The following is a 17014-nucleotide window of genomic DNA, read 5'->3' as shown; positions in this document are numbered from 1 at the left end:
CGCTCACGCCTTGACGATCATCGACATGATCTTTTCCTGGCTCGCCTCTTCACGCGCCAGTTCGCCCAGGAAGGCGCCTTCGTTCATTACGTAGATGCGGTCGCACATGCCCAGCAGCTCGGGCATTTCCGACGAGATGATGATCACGCCCTTGCCGTCGGCAGCGAGCCCGTTGATCAGGCTGTAGATCTCGAACTTGGCACCGACGTCGATGCCGCGGGTGGGCTCGTCGAGAATCAGCACCTCGGGTTTGGCGAACAGCCATTTGCTGAGCACCACTTTCTGCTGGTTGCCGCCGGACAGGTTGAGCACCTTCTGGAACACACCCGGCGTACGGATGTGCAGCGCCTCGCGGTACTGCTCGGCGATGCGCCGCTCCTCGTGCTCGTCGATCACCCCGTGACTGGACACGCCCGGCAGGTTGGCCAGAGTGGTGTTGCACAGGATGCTTTCATCGAGCACCAGGCCCAGGGCCTTGCGATCTTCGGTGACGTAGGCGATGCCGTTGTCCACGGCGCGGCGCACGGTGGATACGTCGATCGGCTGGCCGCGCAGGTGTACGGAGCCGGAAATGTTGCGCCCGTAGCTCTTGCCGAAAACGCTCATGGCCAATTCGGTGCGCCCTGCCCCCATCAGGCCGGCGATGCCGACCACTTCGCCGGCTGCCACGCTGAGATTGACGTTGCGGATCATCTGCCGCGAGGTCGACTCCGGGTGCCAGACGTTCCAGTCGCGGATCTCCAGCAGCGTCTCGCCGATCTGCGGCGTGCGATCCGGGTAGCGGTTCTCCATGTCGCGACCGACCATGCCGCGGATGATGGTTTCCTCGCTGACCGCCTCGGCATGGCAATCCATGCTGCTCACCGAAGCGCCATCGCGCAGCACCGTGATGCTGTCGGCGACGCGGCTGACCTCGTTGAGCTTGTGGGAAATCAAAATCGAGGAAATGCCCTGGGCGCGGAACTCCAGCAGCAGGTCGAGCAGCTTCTGGCTGTCGTTTTCCTGCAGCGCCGCGGTGGGCTCGTCGAGGATCAATAGCTTGACGTCCTTGGCCAGCGCTTTGGCGATTTCCACCAGCTGCTGCTTGCCGACGCCGAGCTTTTCGACCGGTGTGGTGGCCACCTCGTCGAGGCCGACCTTGCGCAGCAACGTCTCGGTGCGCCGGTACACTTCCGGCCAGTCGATCACCCCGTTGCTGGCGATCTCGTTGCCGAGAAACAGGTTCTCGGCGATGGACAGCAGCGGCACCAGCGCCAGCTCCTGGTGAATGATGATGATGCCTTCGCGCTCGCTGTCGCGAATGCCGCCGAAGGCCAGCGGCTTGCCTTCGTAGACGATCTCGCCGTCGTAGCTGCCGTGCGGGTAGACGCCGCTGAGTACCTTCATCAGGGTCGATTTGCCGGCGCCATTCTCGCCGCACAGGGCGTGGATCTCGCCACGGCGCACCTTCAGGTTGACGTCGTTGAGCGCCTTCACGCCCGGGAACGTCTTGGTGATGCCGCGCATTTCCAGAATGATGTCTTGCTGCATGGCTTTATCCGTCGGCAAGGCACGCGCCAACCGCAGCGGGCGCGCCATGCTCAGGTAAACGAAAAGGTAAAGGGCCGGCAGCAGGCCGTGCTGCCGGCGGGGTCGTGCTTACTGGACCTGGTTCTTGGTGTAGTAACCGCTGTCGATCAGCACCTTTTCCCAGTTGCTCTTGTCGACCGTGACCGGCTGCAGCAGGTAGGCCGGCACGACCTTCTTGCCGTTGTCGTAGGTCTTGGTGTCGTTGATCTGCGGCTCGCTGCCCTCGAGCAGCGCCTTGACCATACCGACGGTCACTTCGGCGAGCTGGCGGGTGTCCTTGAAGATCGACGAATACTGCTCGCCAGCGAGGATGGACTTCACCGAGGGCACTTCCGAATCCTGGCCGGTGACGATCGGCATCGGCATGTCGCCGGAGCCGTAACCGACGCCCTTCAGGGACGACAGCACACCGATGGAGATGCCGTCATAGGGCGACAGCACGCCGTCGAGGCGCTCTTTGGTGTAGTTGGCGGACAGCAGGTTATCCATGCGTGCCTGGGCGGTGGCGCCGTCCCAGCGCAGGGTGCCGACCTTGCCCATGCCGGTCTGCCCGGAGAGGATCTTGATCTCGCCCTTGTCGATCAGCGGCTGCAGCACCGACATCGCGCCGTTGTAGAAGAAATAGGCGTTGTTGTCGTCCGGCGAGCCACCGAACAGCTCGACGTTGTAGGGGCCCTTGCCGTGCGCCTGCATGCCCTTGACCAGGGATTCGGCCTGCAGCACGCCGACTTTGGTGTTGTCGAAGGTGGCGTAGTAGTCGACGTATTCGCTGTCGCGAATCAGGCGGTCGTAGGCGATCACCTTGATGTCCGCCGCATTGGCGTTTTCCAGGGCGTTGGTCAGGGTGGTGCCATCGATGGCGGCGATGACCAGGACGTTGACGCCCTTGACCATCATGTTCTCGATCTGCGAGACCTGGGTGGGAATGTCGTCTTCGGCGTACTGCAGGTCAGCCTTGTAGCCGGCTTTCTCCAGCTGCTTGACCATGTTGTTGCCGTCGTCGATCCAGCGCGCGGACGACTTGGTCGGCATGGCGATACCGACGAAGCCCTTTTCGGCCGCGCCGACGGATGCGGCACTGACCAGGGTGGCGCCCATGGCCATGGCGGCCACGAGTTTACGGACTGTGTTCATTCAGCTTCTCCTGGCGACGCCTGGCGCGCTCAGGAACGCGCGACATCGCGATTATTGTTGTTCGGTCAACGAAGAGCTCAAAGCAGCCCTGACGATAGAAGCGCACCCCATATCAAGCAAATTCATATTTTGCGTAAACACATACCAATAATGATATGCAGATGATCGACAGCCCCGTATCTGAGGCGCACACTCCGTCACGCCCTCATAACCACAATAACGAGCGCCACCATGGACATCGGCATCGCCCGCCACCTGAAGATCCCCCAATTACGCCTGATCGCCGCCATCGCCGAGCACGGCCAGCTCGGCCTCGCTGCTGACGAGCTGACCGTCACCCAGCCAGCCGCCTCACGCATGCTGGCAGACATCGAACACACCCTCGGCGCGCGCCTGTTCGAGCGCCACGCCAAGGGCATGCTGCCGACGCTGATCGGCCGCGCCCTGGCCCGCCGCGCGCACAACATGCTGGTGGAGCTGCGCGATCTGGCGCAGGACGTCGAGGAGCTCAAACGGGGCGAAGGCGGCATGACCACGGTCGGTGCCGTCACTGGCGCGGCAGTGGGTTTCGTGATTCCCGCCATTCGCCAGCTCAAGGCCATCTCGCCGCGTGCCGACGTGCACGTCAACGTGGCCGCCAGCGACGAACTGGTGCATGACCTGGCCGCCGGCAAGAACGACTTCGTGCTGGCCCGCCTGCCCCGCGGCGTCAACCCAGCGGGCTTCGAGATCTACCCCGCACGTACCGAAACCCTGAAGCTGATCGTGCGCCAGGATCACCCGCTGGCCAACGTCGACCAGGTGACGCTGCGCGACCTGTCGCCCTACGAATGGGTGATGCAGAGCCACCGGGCGCCGATCCGCGAGGCGGTGGAAACCGCCTTTCTCAGCGCCGGCGCCCCGCTGCCGACCAACATCACCAACACCACCTCGCTCCTGGCGATGATCGCCATCCTGGTGTCGTCTTCGGCCATCGCACCGCTGGCCAGCGAAGTGCCGGACCTGCTGCTCGGCGATCAGGTCGGCGCCAAGCTCAAGGTGCTGCCGCTGAACGTCACCATCGAGATGTCGCCTTACTACCTGTTGCTGGTCAAGGGCCGCGAACTGTCGCCAGTAGCCAACCGCTTGCGCCGGCTGGTCAGCGCGGCGCTGAACAAATGAGCCGCAGAAACGAAAACGGCCTGCGCGAGGCAGGCCGTTTCGGGTAGCGAGAGTTGCTTACTTGAGCACGGCCAGAGCCGCGTCATAGTTCGGCTCGTCAGCGATTTCGCCGACCAGCTCGCTGTGCAGCACCTTGTCGTTCTCGTCCAGCACCACCACGGCGCGGGCTGCAACGCCGGCCAGCGGGCCGGAGCTCAGGGCAACGCCGTAGTCCTTGAGGAACTCGGCACCGCGCATGGTCGACAGGTTTTGAACGTTTTCCAGACCTTCGGCGCCGCAGAAGCGCGCCTGGGCGAATGGCAGGTCAGCGGAAATGCACAGCACCGCGGTGTTGGCCAGCTTGCTGGCTTCGGCGTTGAACTTGCGTACCGAGGTGGCGCAGGTCGGCGTGTCGACGCTCGGGAAAATGTTCAGCACTTTGCGCTTGCCCGCCAGGCTGCTCAGGCTGACATCTGCCAGGCCAGCGCCAACCAGGGTGAACGCCGGCGCTTGCTGACCGGTTTGCGGCAGTTGGCCAGCGACTTCAACCGGGTTGCCGCGCAGGGTTACTTGTGCCATGAAACGATCCTTCTCTTGATGGGTGGAAACACGCAGGGACGATCATCCTACGCCAGTAACGGCGGCCCGCAAACGCTTATCTTGGCACCGCGGGCCGCCGGCTGCCGGCCTAGAAATCCCGCTTGTAGAACAGGTCCAGGGAGCTGGCCAGGCCGCTGGCCGCCTCCAGATACAGGCGGCGCGTCAGGGCGTAACGCAGGGCCACGGTGTTGACCGGCTCGAACACGCCGACGCCGTAACGCAGGCTCAGGCGCTCGGACAAGTTGCCACTGGCCACTACACTGGTGCTGCGGCCGCTGCCATCGGTGTCCAGCTGGAAATCCTGGATACCCAGGCTCTCGGCGACCGAGCCGGTGACCCCGGAACTGCCAGCCACGCCGAGGGCCAGCGCTGCCTGGGCGAGCATGTTGTTGTCCTCGCTGCCGGTCGACAGCGGGCGCCCCAGTACCAGATAGGACAGCGCCTGCTCCTGACTCATCGCCGGTTCGGAAAACACCTCGGTGCGCGGCTGGTCGGCGCTGCCGGTCACGCGCAGACCAGCCACCACGTCGTCGACCTTGCGGATCGCTTCGATATCCAGGAACGGCTGGTCGATCGGCCCGGCGAACATCAGCCGGGCCCGGCGGATGGTCAGGCGCTGGCCGTAACCACGGAAGTTGCCCTTGTTGAGGTTCAACTCGCCGCGGGTATCCAGGTCATCACCGATGTGCACCCTTCCGGCCAGTTCGGCATTGAGCCCAAAACCGCTGAAAGTCAGCTTATCGCTGCCGACATCTACGTCGATGTCCATGCTGATGGCCACCGGTTGTTTTTCGCGAGCCTCTGCACCGACGATCACCGCGTCGTCGGATACCTTGACGGTGGACGGCGGCAATTCGCGTACCACGATCTTGCCGCGGGGAATCGACACCTTGCCACTGACCGATAGCTGATCGTCGGCCAAACGCACTTGCATGTCCGGCTCGACCTCCAGATTCGCATACGGCTCGACGGTCACCGGCAGGCGACTGCCCTGCACGTTGAGGTTGCCGCTTAGCGAACCACCCCAGGCCAGTGCGCCGCCGAGCGAGCCCTGCCCTCGCTCGCCGCTGCGCCAGCCGCCGCTGAGCTGCAGGCTTTCGCCGGCGATCAGCACGCGAACCTGCAGGTCTTCGAAACTGGTCGGCAGTTCGCCACCGGAAACTTCGCCGTCGTTCAACGCCAACTGACCGTTGACAAGCGGTTTGAGCAGATCACCGGATAGCGTGCCGCTGCCGTTCAACTGCCCGGCCAGGCGCTCCACCATCGGCACGAAAGGCCGCGCGATGGCCAGGTCGAAGCCGTTCAGGCGGAACTGACCGGACAAGGGCTTGTTCGCCGGGCGCGGATCGAGTTGCGCCTGTACCGACAACTCGCCGATACGCGGGCCGCGCAGGCTCAGCTCGCTGTCGATGCGCTGAGGCCGCAGTTCGCTGCTCAGGCGCAGGCTGTCGTAGGTGAAATCGACCCACTGTTCGTTGTCACGCACACGCCAGGTACCGCTGCCGGCATCCACCACCACGCGGCCACTGGGCCCCGCTGCCGGCAGATCCAGACGCACGTCGGCATCGAGGCTACCCTGCCAGGCGAAATCCTTCGGAAACCACGGCGAGAGGCTGTCGAGCGGAAAATTGGCCAGGCGATAACGGATCTTCGGCTCCGGCAGCAGGCGCTGGTTCTCGCCGCACAGGCTGGCCCCACCGGAACGCAGGCAATGGGCACCAAGGTCGATCTCGCCACTGGCCAGCCGCACCAGGGAGGCCGGTGCCTGCAAGCGCCAGTCCTGTCCGCCGGCCTGTATCTCGACGCGGCTCAGGCGTCCTCGCCAGTTGCCTTGGTCCAGGGTGCCGTCCAGTGCCAGGCTGGTTTGCAACTGCGGCCCATCCAGACTCAGGTCCATCCGTTGCTGACGCTGATCACCTGTGCCATTGACCGTCAGGTTGCCGAACTGGCTGTCACCGCTGGCGATTCCCTGCCCACGCAGTTGCAGCCTGGCCTGCCCGTTGCCTTCCAACGTGGCGTCCAGCCCCAGCTGGCGAAGGCGGGTTTCCTCGAATGCCAGGCCCTGCCCATTCAGCGTGAAGGCGCCTTGTGGCGCCTGCAGGCTGCCGGCCAGGTCCAATCGCCCGGTGGCCTGGCCCTGCAAGCCCGGCCACAGCTGGCCGAGGCGGTTGAGGGCGATCCGCACCTGGCCCTGCAGGCGCTGCTCCAGCTGGCCACTGCCGTCGATACGGTTGTCGCCCAGACGCACGCTGAGCGCGCTTACGTCCCAGCGTTCGCCGGCACCGGCGACGCGAGCCTGCAATTGCGCCGGCTGGCCACGAAGGCGGCCTTGCAGGTCGAGATCACCAGTCAGTTCCAGGCGGCCGTCGCGCAACTCGCCCTTGCTGCGAATCGGCCCGGCGATGCGCCCCGGCAGCTCGGCGACCCAATAGGCGGGGTCGAATTCGCTGACCTGCAACTGGGCATCCCAGCGGATCGCTTCGGCAAAACCCACGGTGAGCTGGCCATCGATCTTGCCCTGCCCAGCGCGCACCAGCAGTTGCGGTAAATGAATCTGCTGCAGATCACCGCTCAGCGGCGTCTGCACGCTGAATGCACCGGCGGGGCCATCCAGTTCGGCGGACAGATTGCCCAGGTAGTTGCCATTCTCATAAGCGAGGTCGCCGGTAAGCTTGTTCAGGGTCACTGGCGGCGCTTCATCCATGGGATACAGGCGCTGCCAGGGGAATTCCTGCCAATCGACGTGGGTGTCGGCGCTGAAGCCTTCCTGCCAATCCAGGCGACCATTGACGGCCAGATACTGGTTCTCGGCGGCTGTCAGACGCAGCGTTTCGATATCGGCGCCGGCTGCGTCGACGCGTCCGCGCAGCGCCAGGGCAACCGGCCCATCCTCGGCGGGCAACATGGCGATGCCGTCGATGCCATAACCGTCTTGGAGATTACCCGCAGCCTTGAGCGTGACGCCATTCAAACGCAAGGTCTCAGGCAGCGAATCGTCCGCCTTGAAGCCATCGGCGTTAAGCGTGAGCGTCGCCGGAATATGCTCGACCAGTGGCTGCACCTCCCCGCTCAGACGGCCCGCCAGGTAACCGGAACTGTCGACCACCAGCGCCAGGCTCTGGCGCAGACTACCTTCCACCTGCAGCGACAGGTTCCAAGGCGTCTCACCGGGGGACGGCAGCGTTGCGCTGCCCTGCAGCGTCAGCGGCCACTCATCACTGGGCTGCAGGCGGCCCTGCAGGTCGATGACCAGTTCGTCTCGCTGCACATGCAGGCGGCTGATGTTCAGCCCCTCGCTGGCCCAATCCGCGGCGAGTTCGAGCCCCTGCAACTGATCGTCGCCATTGAACTGCAGGCTGCCGATCCACACCTCGCCGACCTCCAGGGCCACCGGCAGATCCAATTGCGGCAGTCTGAAGGGCTCGTCACTTGGCGGCTCGTCGCTCGGTGCGAAATTCAGCTCGATGCGCTCGCTGCGTACTGTGTCGATGCACAGCGTCAAACGCAGCAGGCATGCCGGCGACCAGTCGAACTGCGGTCCAAGCACCAGCACCTGATCGTCGCCCTGTTGCCAGCGCAACTGCTCGGCTGTCCAGTGCCCGCCCAGGCGCCCCTCGAACCCATCGAACTCCAGCCCTGGCACCAAGCCGAGCGTCCAGCGGCTGCCAGACGAGCTTGCCAGCATCCAAATCAAGAGCACCGTCAGCAGCGCCACCAGGCCCGCCAGGCTCAGGCCGGCATATTTGAGTACTCGCCTCACAGTTCCGGCCCCATGGAAAAGTGCAGGCGCACCCCGCCGTCGTCGTCCAGAGGATGCGCCAGATCCAGACGCAGTGGTCCTACCGGTGACACCCAGCGAACGCCCACACCTACCGCACTTTTCAGTGACGGCATCTGCAGGGAATTGAACGCATTGCCGGTATCGTAGAACGTGGCCACCCGCCACTTGTCGGCAATGCTGTACTGATACTCGGCGCTGGCCGCGACCATGTAGCGCCCACCGATCTTGTCGCCCTTGTTGTTCAGTGGCGACAGGCTCTGGTAGTCATAGCCGCGAACGCTCTGGTCGCCACCGGCGAAGAAGCGCAGCGACGGCGGTACGGAGGAGTTGAAGCCCTTGGACTCGGTGCCGCCGAACTGGGCGCGTCCGAGAAAGCGGTGGTTCTGCCAGAGTGTGGTCAGGCCTTTGACGAGCACGTTGCCGTGCACCACATCGGAGTCGGACAGCAGCCCGTCCTTGGCCACCGAGGCATCGAACTGCAGGCGATAGCCGTTGTTGGGATCGATACGGCTGTCGCTGTGCAGATAGGAATAGCTGATGCCCGGCATCAACAGGGTGCTGAGCCCCGAGTCATCGCCGAGTCGATACTCCTCGCGCTGCCACTTCAGGGAGATCACCCGCTGCCAACCACTGTCGAGCTTGCTGTGCCATTCCGGGCCGACGGTCAGCAGGCGGCTCAGGCTGTCGGTGTCGGCCAGCTCCTCATACTGATAGCCGCCAGCGATACGCAGCTTGTCGGTCATCGGCGGGTCGCCGGGAATGTCGTACCACAGGCCGACGTTCTGCCGCGGCGCCGACAGCTCCATTTCCGCGCCATAGCTGTGGCCCTGCGGGTTGGCCCAGTGGCGCTCCCACTGGATGCGGCCACGTGGGCCGACATCGGTGGAAAACCCCAGGCCCAGGCCCATGGTGCGTGGCAGGCGGGTCTGCAGGTGCACATTGACGGGAATCACCTGCTGGTCGGCCACCGCCGGGCTGGCATCGACCCGTACCGATTCGAAGTAGCCGCTGGAACGCAGCGCCTGGTAGAGCTCGGCGATGCGCTCGGAGTCGTAGGGCGTATCCGCCGGGAACGGCACCATGCGTTGCAGCAGTTCGTCATCGAAAGGCATGTCGCCTTCGAAACTGACGTGGCCGAGGCTGTAGCGCGGGCCGCTGTCGTAGACCAGTTCGATATCGGCCAGGCCGGCCTGGGGATCGATACGCAGGCTTTGCTGGGTGAAGCGCCCACGGAAGAATCCGTAACGCGACGCCTGATTCTGGATATGCCGTTTGGCCGCCTCGTAGCGGCCATGATTGAGCCGCGCGCCCTGGATCAGCTGGGCGTCCTTGGGGAGCTGGAAGGCACGCATTTGCGAGGCCGGGCCCTCGACCCTGACGGTGACGTTACCAAGACGCACCGGCTCGCCAGGAATGATCCGCACATCGAGCCGCGGCGGCGTCTGTTCGACCACTTCGGTGCTAATCTGCGCGTGGTAATAGCCCAACGCCTGGGCGGCCTTCTCGGCCTGGCCCTCGACCACGCGCCGCAGGCGCTGCAACGCCTCGACGTCGCGCTCGCCAAGATTGCCGATATAGCCTTCGACATTGCTCTTCAAAGCATTGTTGGCCGGCTGCACGCTGACCACCAGACGAGCGTCCTCGGCAAGCAGCGTGGCACTGAACAGCATGAGCGCGCATCCCGCGCCGAGTGTCGAAAGTACTCTCATGACGGCGATGCTATCACGGCAAACGCTCTATTCCAGTGCATGTACGTATCGAACGATTTCCCGCCGTGCTGGCAGCCCGTCGACCGGATCGGCTAGCATCGTGGTTTTACCGCCCGCTACGCTCAGGATTGCCGACATGAAACTCGTTTCCTTCAACATCAATGGCTTGCGCGCCCGTCCGCACCAACTTGCCGCACTGATCGAGAAGCACCAACCGGACGTGATCGGCCTGCAGGAAACCAAGGTCAGCGACGACCAGTTCCCCGAAACGGAAATCCGTGACCTGGGCTACCACGTGCATTACCACGGACAGAAGGGCCATTATGGCGTGGCGCTGCTGTCGCGCCAGGCGCCGCTGGAAATCACCAAAGGCTTTCCGGACGACGATGAACAGTCCCAGCGCCGCTTCATCTACGGCACCTATGCCGACGCCAACGGCAACCCGGTGACGGTGATGAATGGCTACTTTCCCCAGGGCGAGAGCCGCGATCATCCCACCAAGTTTCCTGCCAAGCAGCGCTTCTATGCGGATCTGCAGACACTGCTGTGCAGCCGCTTCGCCCACGACCAGCCGCTGATCGTCATGGGCGATATCAATATCTCCCCCGAGGACTGCGACATCGGCATCGGCGAGGTCAACCGCAAGCGCTGGCTGAAGACCGGCAAATGCAGCTTTCTGCCGGAGGAACGCGAGTGGCTGGCCACGCTGAAGAACTGGGGCCTGGTCGACAGCTTCCGCCAGTTGCACCCCGAGGTCGATGACCGTTTCAGCTGGTTCGACTACCGCAGTCGAGGCTTCGAGGACGAACCCAAGCGTGGCCTGCGCATCGACGTGATCCTGGCGTCGCGCGCCTTGCAGGATCGCCTGGAGGACGCGGGTATCGACTACGACCTGCGTGGCATGGAGAAACCATCGGATCACGCGCCGATCTGGCTGCAGCTCGGCTGAGCGGGCGTCATCTTGTAGTCATTTTTCTGTCTTATCGTCGCAGCACTTCCGCCATCCCTTGCAAGGTGATTGCCGCATGCTGCGCGCCTCAACCCGTTGTGACCACGAGACCTGGAGCCGAACGGCGACCTTTCTGCTGCTCGGTTTCGTCCTGTACCTGAGCCCCTGGACAGCGTTCGCCGCCCTGCCCCTGCCCGCCGACGACCGACCGGTGCTGCGTATCCAGGGCTCGAACACCATCGGCGCCAAGCTAGGCCCGGCACTGGTCAAGGGCCTGATGCAGGATCAAGGGCTCAACGACATACGCACCAGCGTGACCCAGGAAAACGAGCAGGCTGTAAGCGCCGTGAATGGCGCAGGTCGCAAGATCACCGTGAACATTGCCGCCAACGGATCAGGAACCGGCTTCACCGCCATCGGCCAGGGCAGCGCCGAACTGGCCGCCTCCTCAAGGCCTATCAAGGATGCCGAAATCGCCAGCCTGTCCTCTTTCGGCAATATGAAGAGCCGGGACGCCGAGCAGGTCATCGCCATCGACGGCCTGGCGATCGTACTGCACCCCAGCAACCCCATCGATGCCTTGAGCACCCTGCAACTGGCGCAGATATTTTCCGGGGAAATCAGCGACTGGGCACAGCTGGGCGGCCGCTCCGGCGCCATCGACCTGTACGCTCGGGACGACAACTCCGGCACCTTCGATACGTTCAAGGAACTGGTACTCGGCGCCAACGGCAAGCAACTGTCCAGCAAGGCCAAGCGCTTCGAATCCAGCGAACAGCTATCCGACTCGGTAGCCCGCGATCCCAACGGCATCGGCTTCATCGGCCTGCCCTACGTGCGCAAGGCCAAGGCGGTGGCCATCGCCGCGGGCGATTCGCAGCCCATGGCGCCGAGCGTGACGCTGATCGCCACCGAGGACTACCCACTGTCACGCCGCCTGTTCCTGTACGGGCCACCGAAAAGTGCCAACCCCTGGGCCGAAGCGCTGCTGCATTTCGCCCAGAGCCCCCGCGGCCAGGCCATCGTGGCGGGTAACGGATTCATCGCGCAAACCGTCGAAGCGGTGAAAGTCGAGGCGACCGCGGACATGCCGCCGGCCTATCAGGCACTGGCCCGCGATGCCCAGCGCCTGTCGGTGAACTTCCGTTTCCAGGAAGGCAGCGCCAATCTGGACAACAAGGCGCAGCAGGACCTGCGCCGCGTGCTCGATTACCTGCGCCAACACGACAAGCTGCAGAATAAAGTGGTGCTGGTCGGCTTTGGCGACCCCAAGGCGGTGTCCGCACGTGCCGAGCTGCTTTCCAAATTGCGCGCCATGGCGGTACGCCGTGAACTGGCTCGCGAAGGCGTGGTGATGCGCGAGGTCACCGGCCTGGGTGACGACCTGCCGGTCGCCGACAACGAAGGCGACAGCGGCAGGATCAAGAATCGCCGCGTGGAAGTCTGGGTTTACTGATTTCTCCAGGCGCGCCAGGCACTTGCCGAACCGTACGTTTCATCCTAGCCTTATGGACATGTGACGCCGGGCCCCTCTGGCGATGAGTCCACCTCATCGTGATGTCGGAGTCACTAAGTTGAATCTCAACTTAGGCATCGACAGGGAGGGCCCATGACAGCTCTACATGCCTTTATGCTCACGCCGTTTCTCGGCACCCCGTACTACTTCTGGCTGGCATTCATCATCATCGTCATCGCGCTGCTGGTCTTCGACCTCGGCGTGCTGCACCGCGACCAACACGAAATCGAAATGCGCGAGAGCCTGCTGCTCTACTCGGGTTACTTCAGCGTGGGCGTCGCCTTTGGCGGCTGGGTCTGGTGGGAGCTCGGCGCCACCAAGGCGCTGGAGTTCTACACGGGCTTCCTGGTCGAACAGTCGCTATCGATGGACAACGTGTTCGTCATGGCGATGATCCTCGGCTTTTTTGGCATTCCACGCAAATACCAGCACCGCGTGCTGTTCTGGGGGATCATCGGAGTGGTCGTGCTGCGCGCGATCATGATCGGCCTGGGAACCGCTCTGGTGCAGGAGTTCGACTGGATTCTCTACGTGTTCGGCGCATTCCTGTTGTTCACCGGCATCAAGATGCTGTTCAGCAAGGACCATGACGAGCATCCGGACCTGTCGCAGAACAAGCTACTGATCTTCCTGCGCAAGCACATCCGCGTCACGGACGACCTGCACGGCGGTAGATTCCTGGTGCGCCAGAAAGATCCGGCCAGTGGCAAGATGCTGCTCTTCGCCACCCCGCTGCTGCTGGCACTGGTGCTGATCGAGCTGGCGGATCTGGTGTTCGCGGTGGACAGCGTGCCGGCGGTGTTCGCCATCACCCAGGATCCGTTCATCGTCTACACCTCGAACATCTTCGCGATCCTTGGCTTGCGCGCGTTGTACTTCGCCCTGGCTGCGCTGATGCATCGCTTCGTGTACCTCAAGTACGCGCTGGCCATCGTGCTGATGTTCATCGGCTGCAAGATTTTCCTGCACGGTTTCATCAAGGTTCCCGCCTTGCTCTCGCTCGGCGTTACCATGGGCGTACTGGCCGGCGGCGTGATCCTCTCGCTGCTGAAAACCCGTGACAAGAAACCTGCCGAGACGACGTGACCGAACAAGCTGTGCAGCTCGAGCGAATCGACAAGCCCGACGGCGTACGCTGGTGCGTGCGCCTGGGCAAACGCACGTTGATGTTCGACGACGAAGGTGCCGCTCGCGCCTTCGCAGCCCAGCTTCATATGCGCTTGCACGGCGAGAAGCTGAGCCTGGTGCCCGGCCCCGACAAAGAGCCAGGCTGCTAAGCCGCTACGCTTTCGCCATGTACTTGCCCAGCTCGTACTTGCCGATAGCGGCGCGGTGCACTTCGTCCGGGCCGTCGGCCAGGCGCAAGGTGCGCTGCATGGCGTACCAGTAAGCCAGCGGGAAGTCGCCGCTCACCCCTGCCCCGCCATGCATCTGAATCGCGCGATCGATCACCTTCAACGCCACGTTGGGTGCCACCACCTTGATCTGAGCGATCTCGCTGGCGGCCACTTTGTTGCCGACCGTATCCATCATGTACGCCGCATTGAGGGTCAACAGGCGCGCCATGTTGATCTCCATGCGCGACTCGGCGATCAGGTCGATATTGCCGCCCAGGCGAGCCAGCGGCTTGCCGAATGCCGTGCGCTGCAGCGCGCGCTCGCACATCAGTTTCAGCGCCCGCTCCGCCATGCCGATGGAGCGCATGCAATGGTGGATGCGCCCCGGGCCAAGACGCCCCTGAGCGATCTCGAATCCGCGGCCTTCGCCCAGCAGTACGTTGCCATACGGCACGCGGACGTCCTCGAACAGCACCTCGGCATGGCCGTGGGGCGCATCGTCATAGCCGAATACCGGCAACGGGCGGAGCACCCTCACACCGGGCGTATCCATGGGCACCAGAATCATCGAGTGCTGCTGGTGGCGCGGGCCATCCGGGTTGCTCAAGCCCATGAAGATCATGATCTTGCAGCGGGGGTCGCAGGCGCCCGAGGTCCACCACTTACGGCCATTGATCACCCAATGCTCGCCATCACGCACGGCCGTCGCCTGCATGTTGGTGGCATCCGACGAGGCGACGCCCGGCTCGGTCATGGCGAAGGCCGACCGGATATCACCATTGAGTAGCGGCTCGAGCCACTGGCGTTTCTGCTCCTCGCTGCCGTAACGCACCAGCACCTCCATGTTGCCGGTGTCAGGGGCCGCACAGTTGAACGGCTCGGGACCGATCAGCGAGCTGCCCATGATCTCGGCCAGCGGCGCGTATTCGGTATTGGTGAGCCCCGCGCCCAGCTCGGAATCTGGCAGGAACAGATTCCACAATCCTTCCCCCCTGGCGCGATCCTTGAGTTGCTCAATGATCGTCGTCGGCTGCCAGCGATCACCTTCGGCGACCTGACGCTCGAACTCGGCCTCGGCCGGATATACATGGGCCTGCATGAACGCAGTGACGCGCTCGCGCAACTGCTGAACCTTGGGGGAATAGGCAAAATCCACGGCGCACCTCGGCTGCGTTTCTGTATGCGAAGAATGCTAGTGGACGGTGGGTCATTTATCGACGCTATTTTCAGCGTGTATAAACATTCATCACCGATATAAGATCAGCGCACAAGAACAATGTACGGAGTCGCTCAGGCATGAACCTGAACAAGGTGGATCTCAATCTCTTCGTGGTCTTCGATGCCATATACACCGAAGCCAACCTCACCCGCGCCGGGCAGATCGTCGGCATCACCCAGCCCGCAGTGTCCAACGCCCTGGCCCGCCTGCGCGAGACCTTCAACGATCCGTTGTTCGTACGCACCGCCCAGGGCATGGTGCCCACGCCCATGGCGCAGAACATCATCACGCCGGTGCGCAACGCCTTGCAGCAACTGCGTATCTCGGTGCAGGAAAGCCGCACCTTCAATCCAGCGCAAGCGACCAAGAGCTTTCGCATCAGCATGACCGACCTGACCGAGGCCGTCGTACTGCCGCCCCTGTTCCAACGCCTGCGCCGCCAGGCGCCGAGCGTCACCATCGAAAGCATGCTGGTGCGCCGTCGCGAAACCACCAAGGAACTGGCCGCCGGGCGACTGGACTTCGCCGTGGATGCGCCGCTGAACATCGACCCGCAGGTGCGGCACGTCAAGTTGATGGAGGACCGCTATGTCTGCGCCATGCGCCATGGGCATCCGCTGGCCAAGGAAAAGCTCAGCCTGGAAGCCTACCTGTCACTGACCCATATCCAGATATCCAGCCGCCGCAGCGGCCTCGGCTATGTCGACCTGGCGCTGGGCAAGATGGGCATTCAGCGGCGTATCGCCTTGCGTTCGCAACACTACCTGATGGCCTGCCGGGTGATGCGCGATACCGACATGGCGATTACCGTGCCGGAGCGCTTCGCCCGGGATAACGATCTGTATTTCAGCGAACTGCCGGTGGCTGGCATCCCCTCCCTGGAAACCCACCTGTACTGGCACGAAAGCACCGATCAAGATCCCGCCAATCGCTGGATGCGAGAACAGATTATCGAGATATGCCAGCGCATCACCGCCGAGGAACGTAAAGCCACCTCCAGCGCCGGAGCTTGATCAGCTGGAATAGTCCAGTACCGTCCAGATTCGCGTCAGGCCTTCGCCGATCACACAATTCGATGCACTCAGCTGCTTGTTGTCGTGCAAAGTCATGCGGGTGGTAACGCCATCGGCAGCGCCCTGCCGCTCGACCAGCCACTGCAATTTGCCGCAGTTGGGCGTATCGATCACGTAGCTGGCAGCCACGGGGGCATCGTTGCTGGCCAGTTTGATGGCGTCGACCACCACGCCATGCTCCTCGACGCGTTTGCCGTCGGAAACCAGCACCGCCCAGGCCTGGTTGTCTTCGATGACCAGGTAATTGGCATTGACCTTGGGTTGCTCGACCTGCGGTTGCACGCAACCGGTCAGTGTTACCAACAGCACAACTGTCATGAGTATCTGGTGCATTACGGGGAGTCCTCGGCATCGATCAGCGGCGCTGTGTGCAGCGCCGCCAGACATGGAGTCAGCAAGCGTCGAGGCTGACTATCACCGAATACTGTTTATTTGTACAGTACTTTTGATTTACCCTAGCCGCCGTCACCACACGATCGCAGGCCCGGAACATTCCAGGTGAGATCAGGCTATAGCGGGAGCGCAACGATGCTGGACGTATTGCAACTCAAACACACGATCAACCGGATGCCACTGGACAAGGTGCGCCTCATCGTCGAGGAACTGCACCTGGAAGGCATCGTTACCGAAGGTAAAACGCCGTTCAATCGTCTGCACTTCAACACCTGCTTCGCCGAGATCGAAGCGCTGCTGCAACGGGCGGGCTATCACCGTCAGCTGGACGTGGTGGGTTACCAGGGACTGGCCTATGCGATGTTCGATCCCAATCGCTGGGAAGCCGTGGAAGTACTGCGCTGGCTCAGGGACTATGTGGAAGAGGCGCGGGCGTGCCCTGCCTCATGATGAGCCATGTATCGGGCTCGTTGCCTGCTTATGGTTCAGGCCTTATGCATCAGGGGCTCGATAACGCCACCAGATAGCTCTCTGGGTATATGGCGCGATGCTTGCTTCAGAAAGATCAACAACGCCTTGCAGCCTTCTTATGGG

The 17014-nt window shown here is 63.2% G+C and carries 14 protein-coding genes; 7 read left to right on the top strand and 7 right to left on the bottom strand.

The annotated features are described in order from the left end of the window. Positions 1 to 3: 3 nt before the first annotated feature. Together mmsA and chvE are read right to left on the bottom strand one after the other, a co-directional pair. Positions 4 to 1530 carry a multiple monosaccharide ABC transporter ATP-binding protein gene (gene mmsA, locus BVH01_RS09490; RefSeq protein ID WP_075930092.1) on the bottom strand — a complete coding sequence of 509 codons (1527 nt, stop codon included), beginning with the start codon at positions 1528 to 1530 and terminating at the stop codon, positions 4 to 6. Positions 1531 to 1638: 108 nt separating this feature from the next. After that, a complete protein-coding gene (chvE, locus tag BVH01_RS09485; protein WP_075930091.1) occupies positions 1639 to 2703 on the bottom strand; it encodes a multiple monosaccharide ABC transporter substrate-binding protein in 1065 nt (354 codons plus the stop codon). A gap of 231 nt (positions 2704 to 2934) precedes the next feature. Between chvE and BVH01_RS09480 the strand changes: the two genes are divergently transcribed. Beyond that, complete coding sequence (locus BVH01_RS09480; protein ID WP_075930090.1) at positions 2935 to 3864, top strand: LysR family transcriptional regulator; 930 nt, start codon at positions 2935 to 2937, stop codon at positions 3862 to 3864. 57 nt (positions 3865 to 3921) lie between these two features. Here BVH01_RS09480 and tpx read toward each other — a convergent pair whose 3' ends face one another. The 3 genes from tpx to BVH01_RS09465 form a co-directional block, all read right to left on the bottom strand. Next, the gene (gene tpx, locus BVH01_RS09475; protein ID WP_075930089.1) at positions 3922 to 4422 is read right to left on the bottom strand and encodes a thiol peroxidase; all 501 of its coding nucleotides are present in this window, start codon (positions 4420 to 4422) and stop codon (positions 3922 to 3924) included. 109 nt (positions 4423 to 4531) lie between these two features. Beyond that, positions 4532 to 8203: a translocation/assembly module TamB domain-containing protein gene (locus BVH01_RS09470; RefSeq protein WP_075930088.1), complete on the bottom strand. Its 3672-nt coding sequence runs from the start codon at positions 8201 to 8203 to the stop codon at positions 4532 to 4534. Further along, on the bottom strand, positions 8200 to 9933 hold the full coding sequence (locus BVH01_RS09465; protein WP_075930087.1) for an autotransporter assembly complex family protein: 1734 nt from the start codon (positions 9931 to 9933) through the stop codon (positions 8200 to 8202). Before BVH01_RS09465 ends, BVH01_RS09470 begins: the two co-directional genes overlap by 4 nt. A 136-nt stretch (positions 9934 to 10069) precedes the next feature. Between BVH01_RS09465 and xthA the strand changes: the two genes are divergently transcribed. The 4 genes from xthA (at position 10070) to BVH01_RS09445 (ending at position 13675) form a co-directional block, all read left to right on the top strand. Beyond that, positions 10070 to 10882: an exodeoxyribonuclease III gene (xthA, locus tag BVH01_RS09460; RefSeq protein WP_075930086.1), complete on the top strand. Its 813-nt coding sequence runs from the start codon at positions 10070 to 10072 to the stop codon at positions 10880 to 10882. A 76-nt stretch (positions 10883 to 10958) separates the two neighbouring features. Next, the gene (locus BVH01_RS09455) at positions 10959 to 12338 is read left to right on the top strand and encodes a substrate-binding domain-containing protein (RefSeq protein WP_075930085.1); all 1380 of its coding nucleotides are present in this window, start codon (positions 10959 to 10961) and stop codon (positions 12336 to 12338) included. 153 nt (positions 12339 to 12491) lie between these two features. Beyond that, the gene (locus BVH01_RS09450; protein WP_075930084.1) at positions 12492 to 13484 is read left to right on the top strand and encodes a TerC family protein; all 993 of its coding nucleotides are present in this window, start codon (positions 12492 to 12494) and stop codon (positions 13482 to 13484) included. Continuing rightward, positions 13481 to 13675, top strand: coding sequence for a hypothetical protein (locus BVH01_RS09445; protein WP_075930083.1), 195 nt, complete (start codon positions 13481 to 13483; stop codon positions 13673 to 13675). Before BVH01_RS09450 ends, BVH01_RS09445 begins: the two co-directional genes overlap by 4 nt. 4 nt (positions 13676 to 13679) lie before the next feature. Here the strand turns inward: BVH01_RS09445 and BVH01_RS09440 are convergent, their stop codons facing one another. Continuing rightward, the gene (locus BVH01_RS09440; protein WP_075930082.1) at positions 13680 to 14891 is read right to left on the bottom strand and encodes an acyl-CoA dehydrogenase; all 1212 of its coding nucleotides are present in this window, start codon (positions 14889 to 14891) and stop codon (positions 13680 to 13682) included. A 140-nt stretch (positions 14892 to 15031) separates the two neighbouring features. Here BVH01_RS09440 and BVH01_RS09435 point away from each other — a divergent pair, with 140 nt between their 5' ends. Next, complete coding sequence (locus BVH01_RS09435; RefSeq protein ID WP_075930081.1) at positions 15032 to 15967, top strand: LysR family transcriptional regulator; 936 nt, start codon at positions 15032 to 15034, stop codon at positions 15965 to 15967. Here BVH01_RS09435 and BVH01_RS09430 read toward each other — a convergent pair whose 3' ends face one another. Further along, positions 15968 to 16360, bottom strand: coding sequence for a hypothetical protein (locus tag BVH01_RS09430; protein ID WP_075930080.1), 393 nt, complete (start codon positions 16358 to 16360; stop codon positions 15968 to 15970). Between the two features lie 195 nt (positions 16361 to 16555). Here BVH01_RS09430 and BVH01_RS09425 point away from each other — a divergent pair, with 195 nt between their 5' ends. Beyond that, positions 16556 to 16870: a hypothetical protein gene (locus BVH01_RS09425; protein WP_013791620.1), complete on the top strand. Its 315-nt coding sequence runs from the start codon at positions 16556 to 16558 to the stop codon at positions 16868 to 16870. Positions 16871 to 17014: the final 144 nt, after the last annotated feature.

The sequence above is a fragment of the Pseudomonas sp. PA1(2017) genome (assembly GCF_001945375.1).
Classification (GTDB): domain Bacteria; phylum Pseudomonadota; class Gammaproteobacteria; order Pseudomonadales; family Pseudomonadaceae; genus Aquipseudomonas.
Note: the sequence above shows the minus strand (reverse complement) of the source record. Positions and strands in the feature narration are given on the sequence as shown.

What these genes read in the sequence shown, in the direction of transcription:
- mmsA (WP_075930092.1), bottom strand. Translation starts at nt 1,530, where the DNA reads ATGCAGCAAGACATCATTCTGGAAATGCGCGGCATCACCAAGACGTTC.
- chvE (WP_075930091.1), bottom strand. Translation starts at nt 2,703, where the DNA reads ATGAACACAGTCCGTAAACTCGTGGCCGCCATGGCCATGGGCGCCACC.
- BVH01_RS09480 (WP_075930090.1), top strand. Translation starts at nt 2,935, where the DNA reads ATGGACATCGGCATCGCCCGCCACCTGAAGATCCCCCAATTACGCCTG.
- tpx (WP_075930089.1), bottom strand. Translation starts at nt 4,422, where the DNA reads ATGGCACAAGTAACCCTGCGCGGCAACCCGGTTGAAGTCGCTGGCCAA.
- BVH01_RS09465 (WP_075930087.1), bottom strand. Translation starts at nt 9,933, where the DNA reads ATGAGAGTACTTTCGACACTCGGCGCGGGATGCGCGCTCATGCTGTTC.
- xthA (WP_075930086.1), top strand. Translation starts at nt 10,070, where the DNA reads ATGAAACTCGTTTCCTTCAACATCAATGGCTTGCGCGCCCGTCCGCAC.
- BVH01_RS09455 (WP_075930085.1), top strand. Translation starts at nt 10,959, where the DNA reads ATGCTGCGCGCCTCAACCCGTTGTGACCACGAGACCTGGAGCCGAACG.
- BVH01_RS09450 (WP_075930084.1), top strand. Translation starts at nt 12,492, where the DNA reads ATGACAGCTCTACATGCCTTTATGCTCACGCCGTTTCTCGGCACCCCG.
- BVH01_RS09435 (WP_075930081.1), top strand. Translation starts at nt 15,032, where the DNA reads ATGAACCTGAACAAGGTGGATCTCAATCTCTTCGTGGTCTTCGATGCC.
- BVH01_RS09430 (WP_075930080.1), bottom strand. Translation starts at nt 16,360, where the DNA reads ATGCACCAGATACTCATGACAGTTGTGCTGTTGGTAACACTGACCGGT.
- BVH01_RS09425 (WP_013791620.1), top strand. Translation starts at nt 16,556, where the DNA reads ATGCTGGACGTATTGCAACTCAAACACACGATCAACCGGATGCCACTG.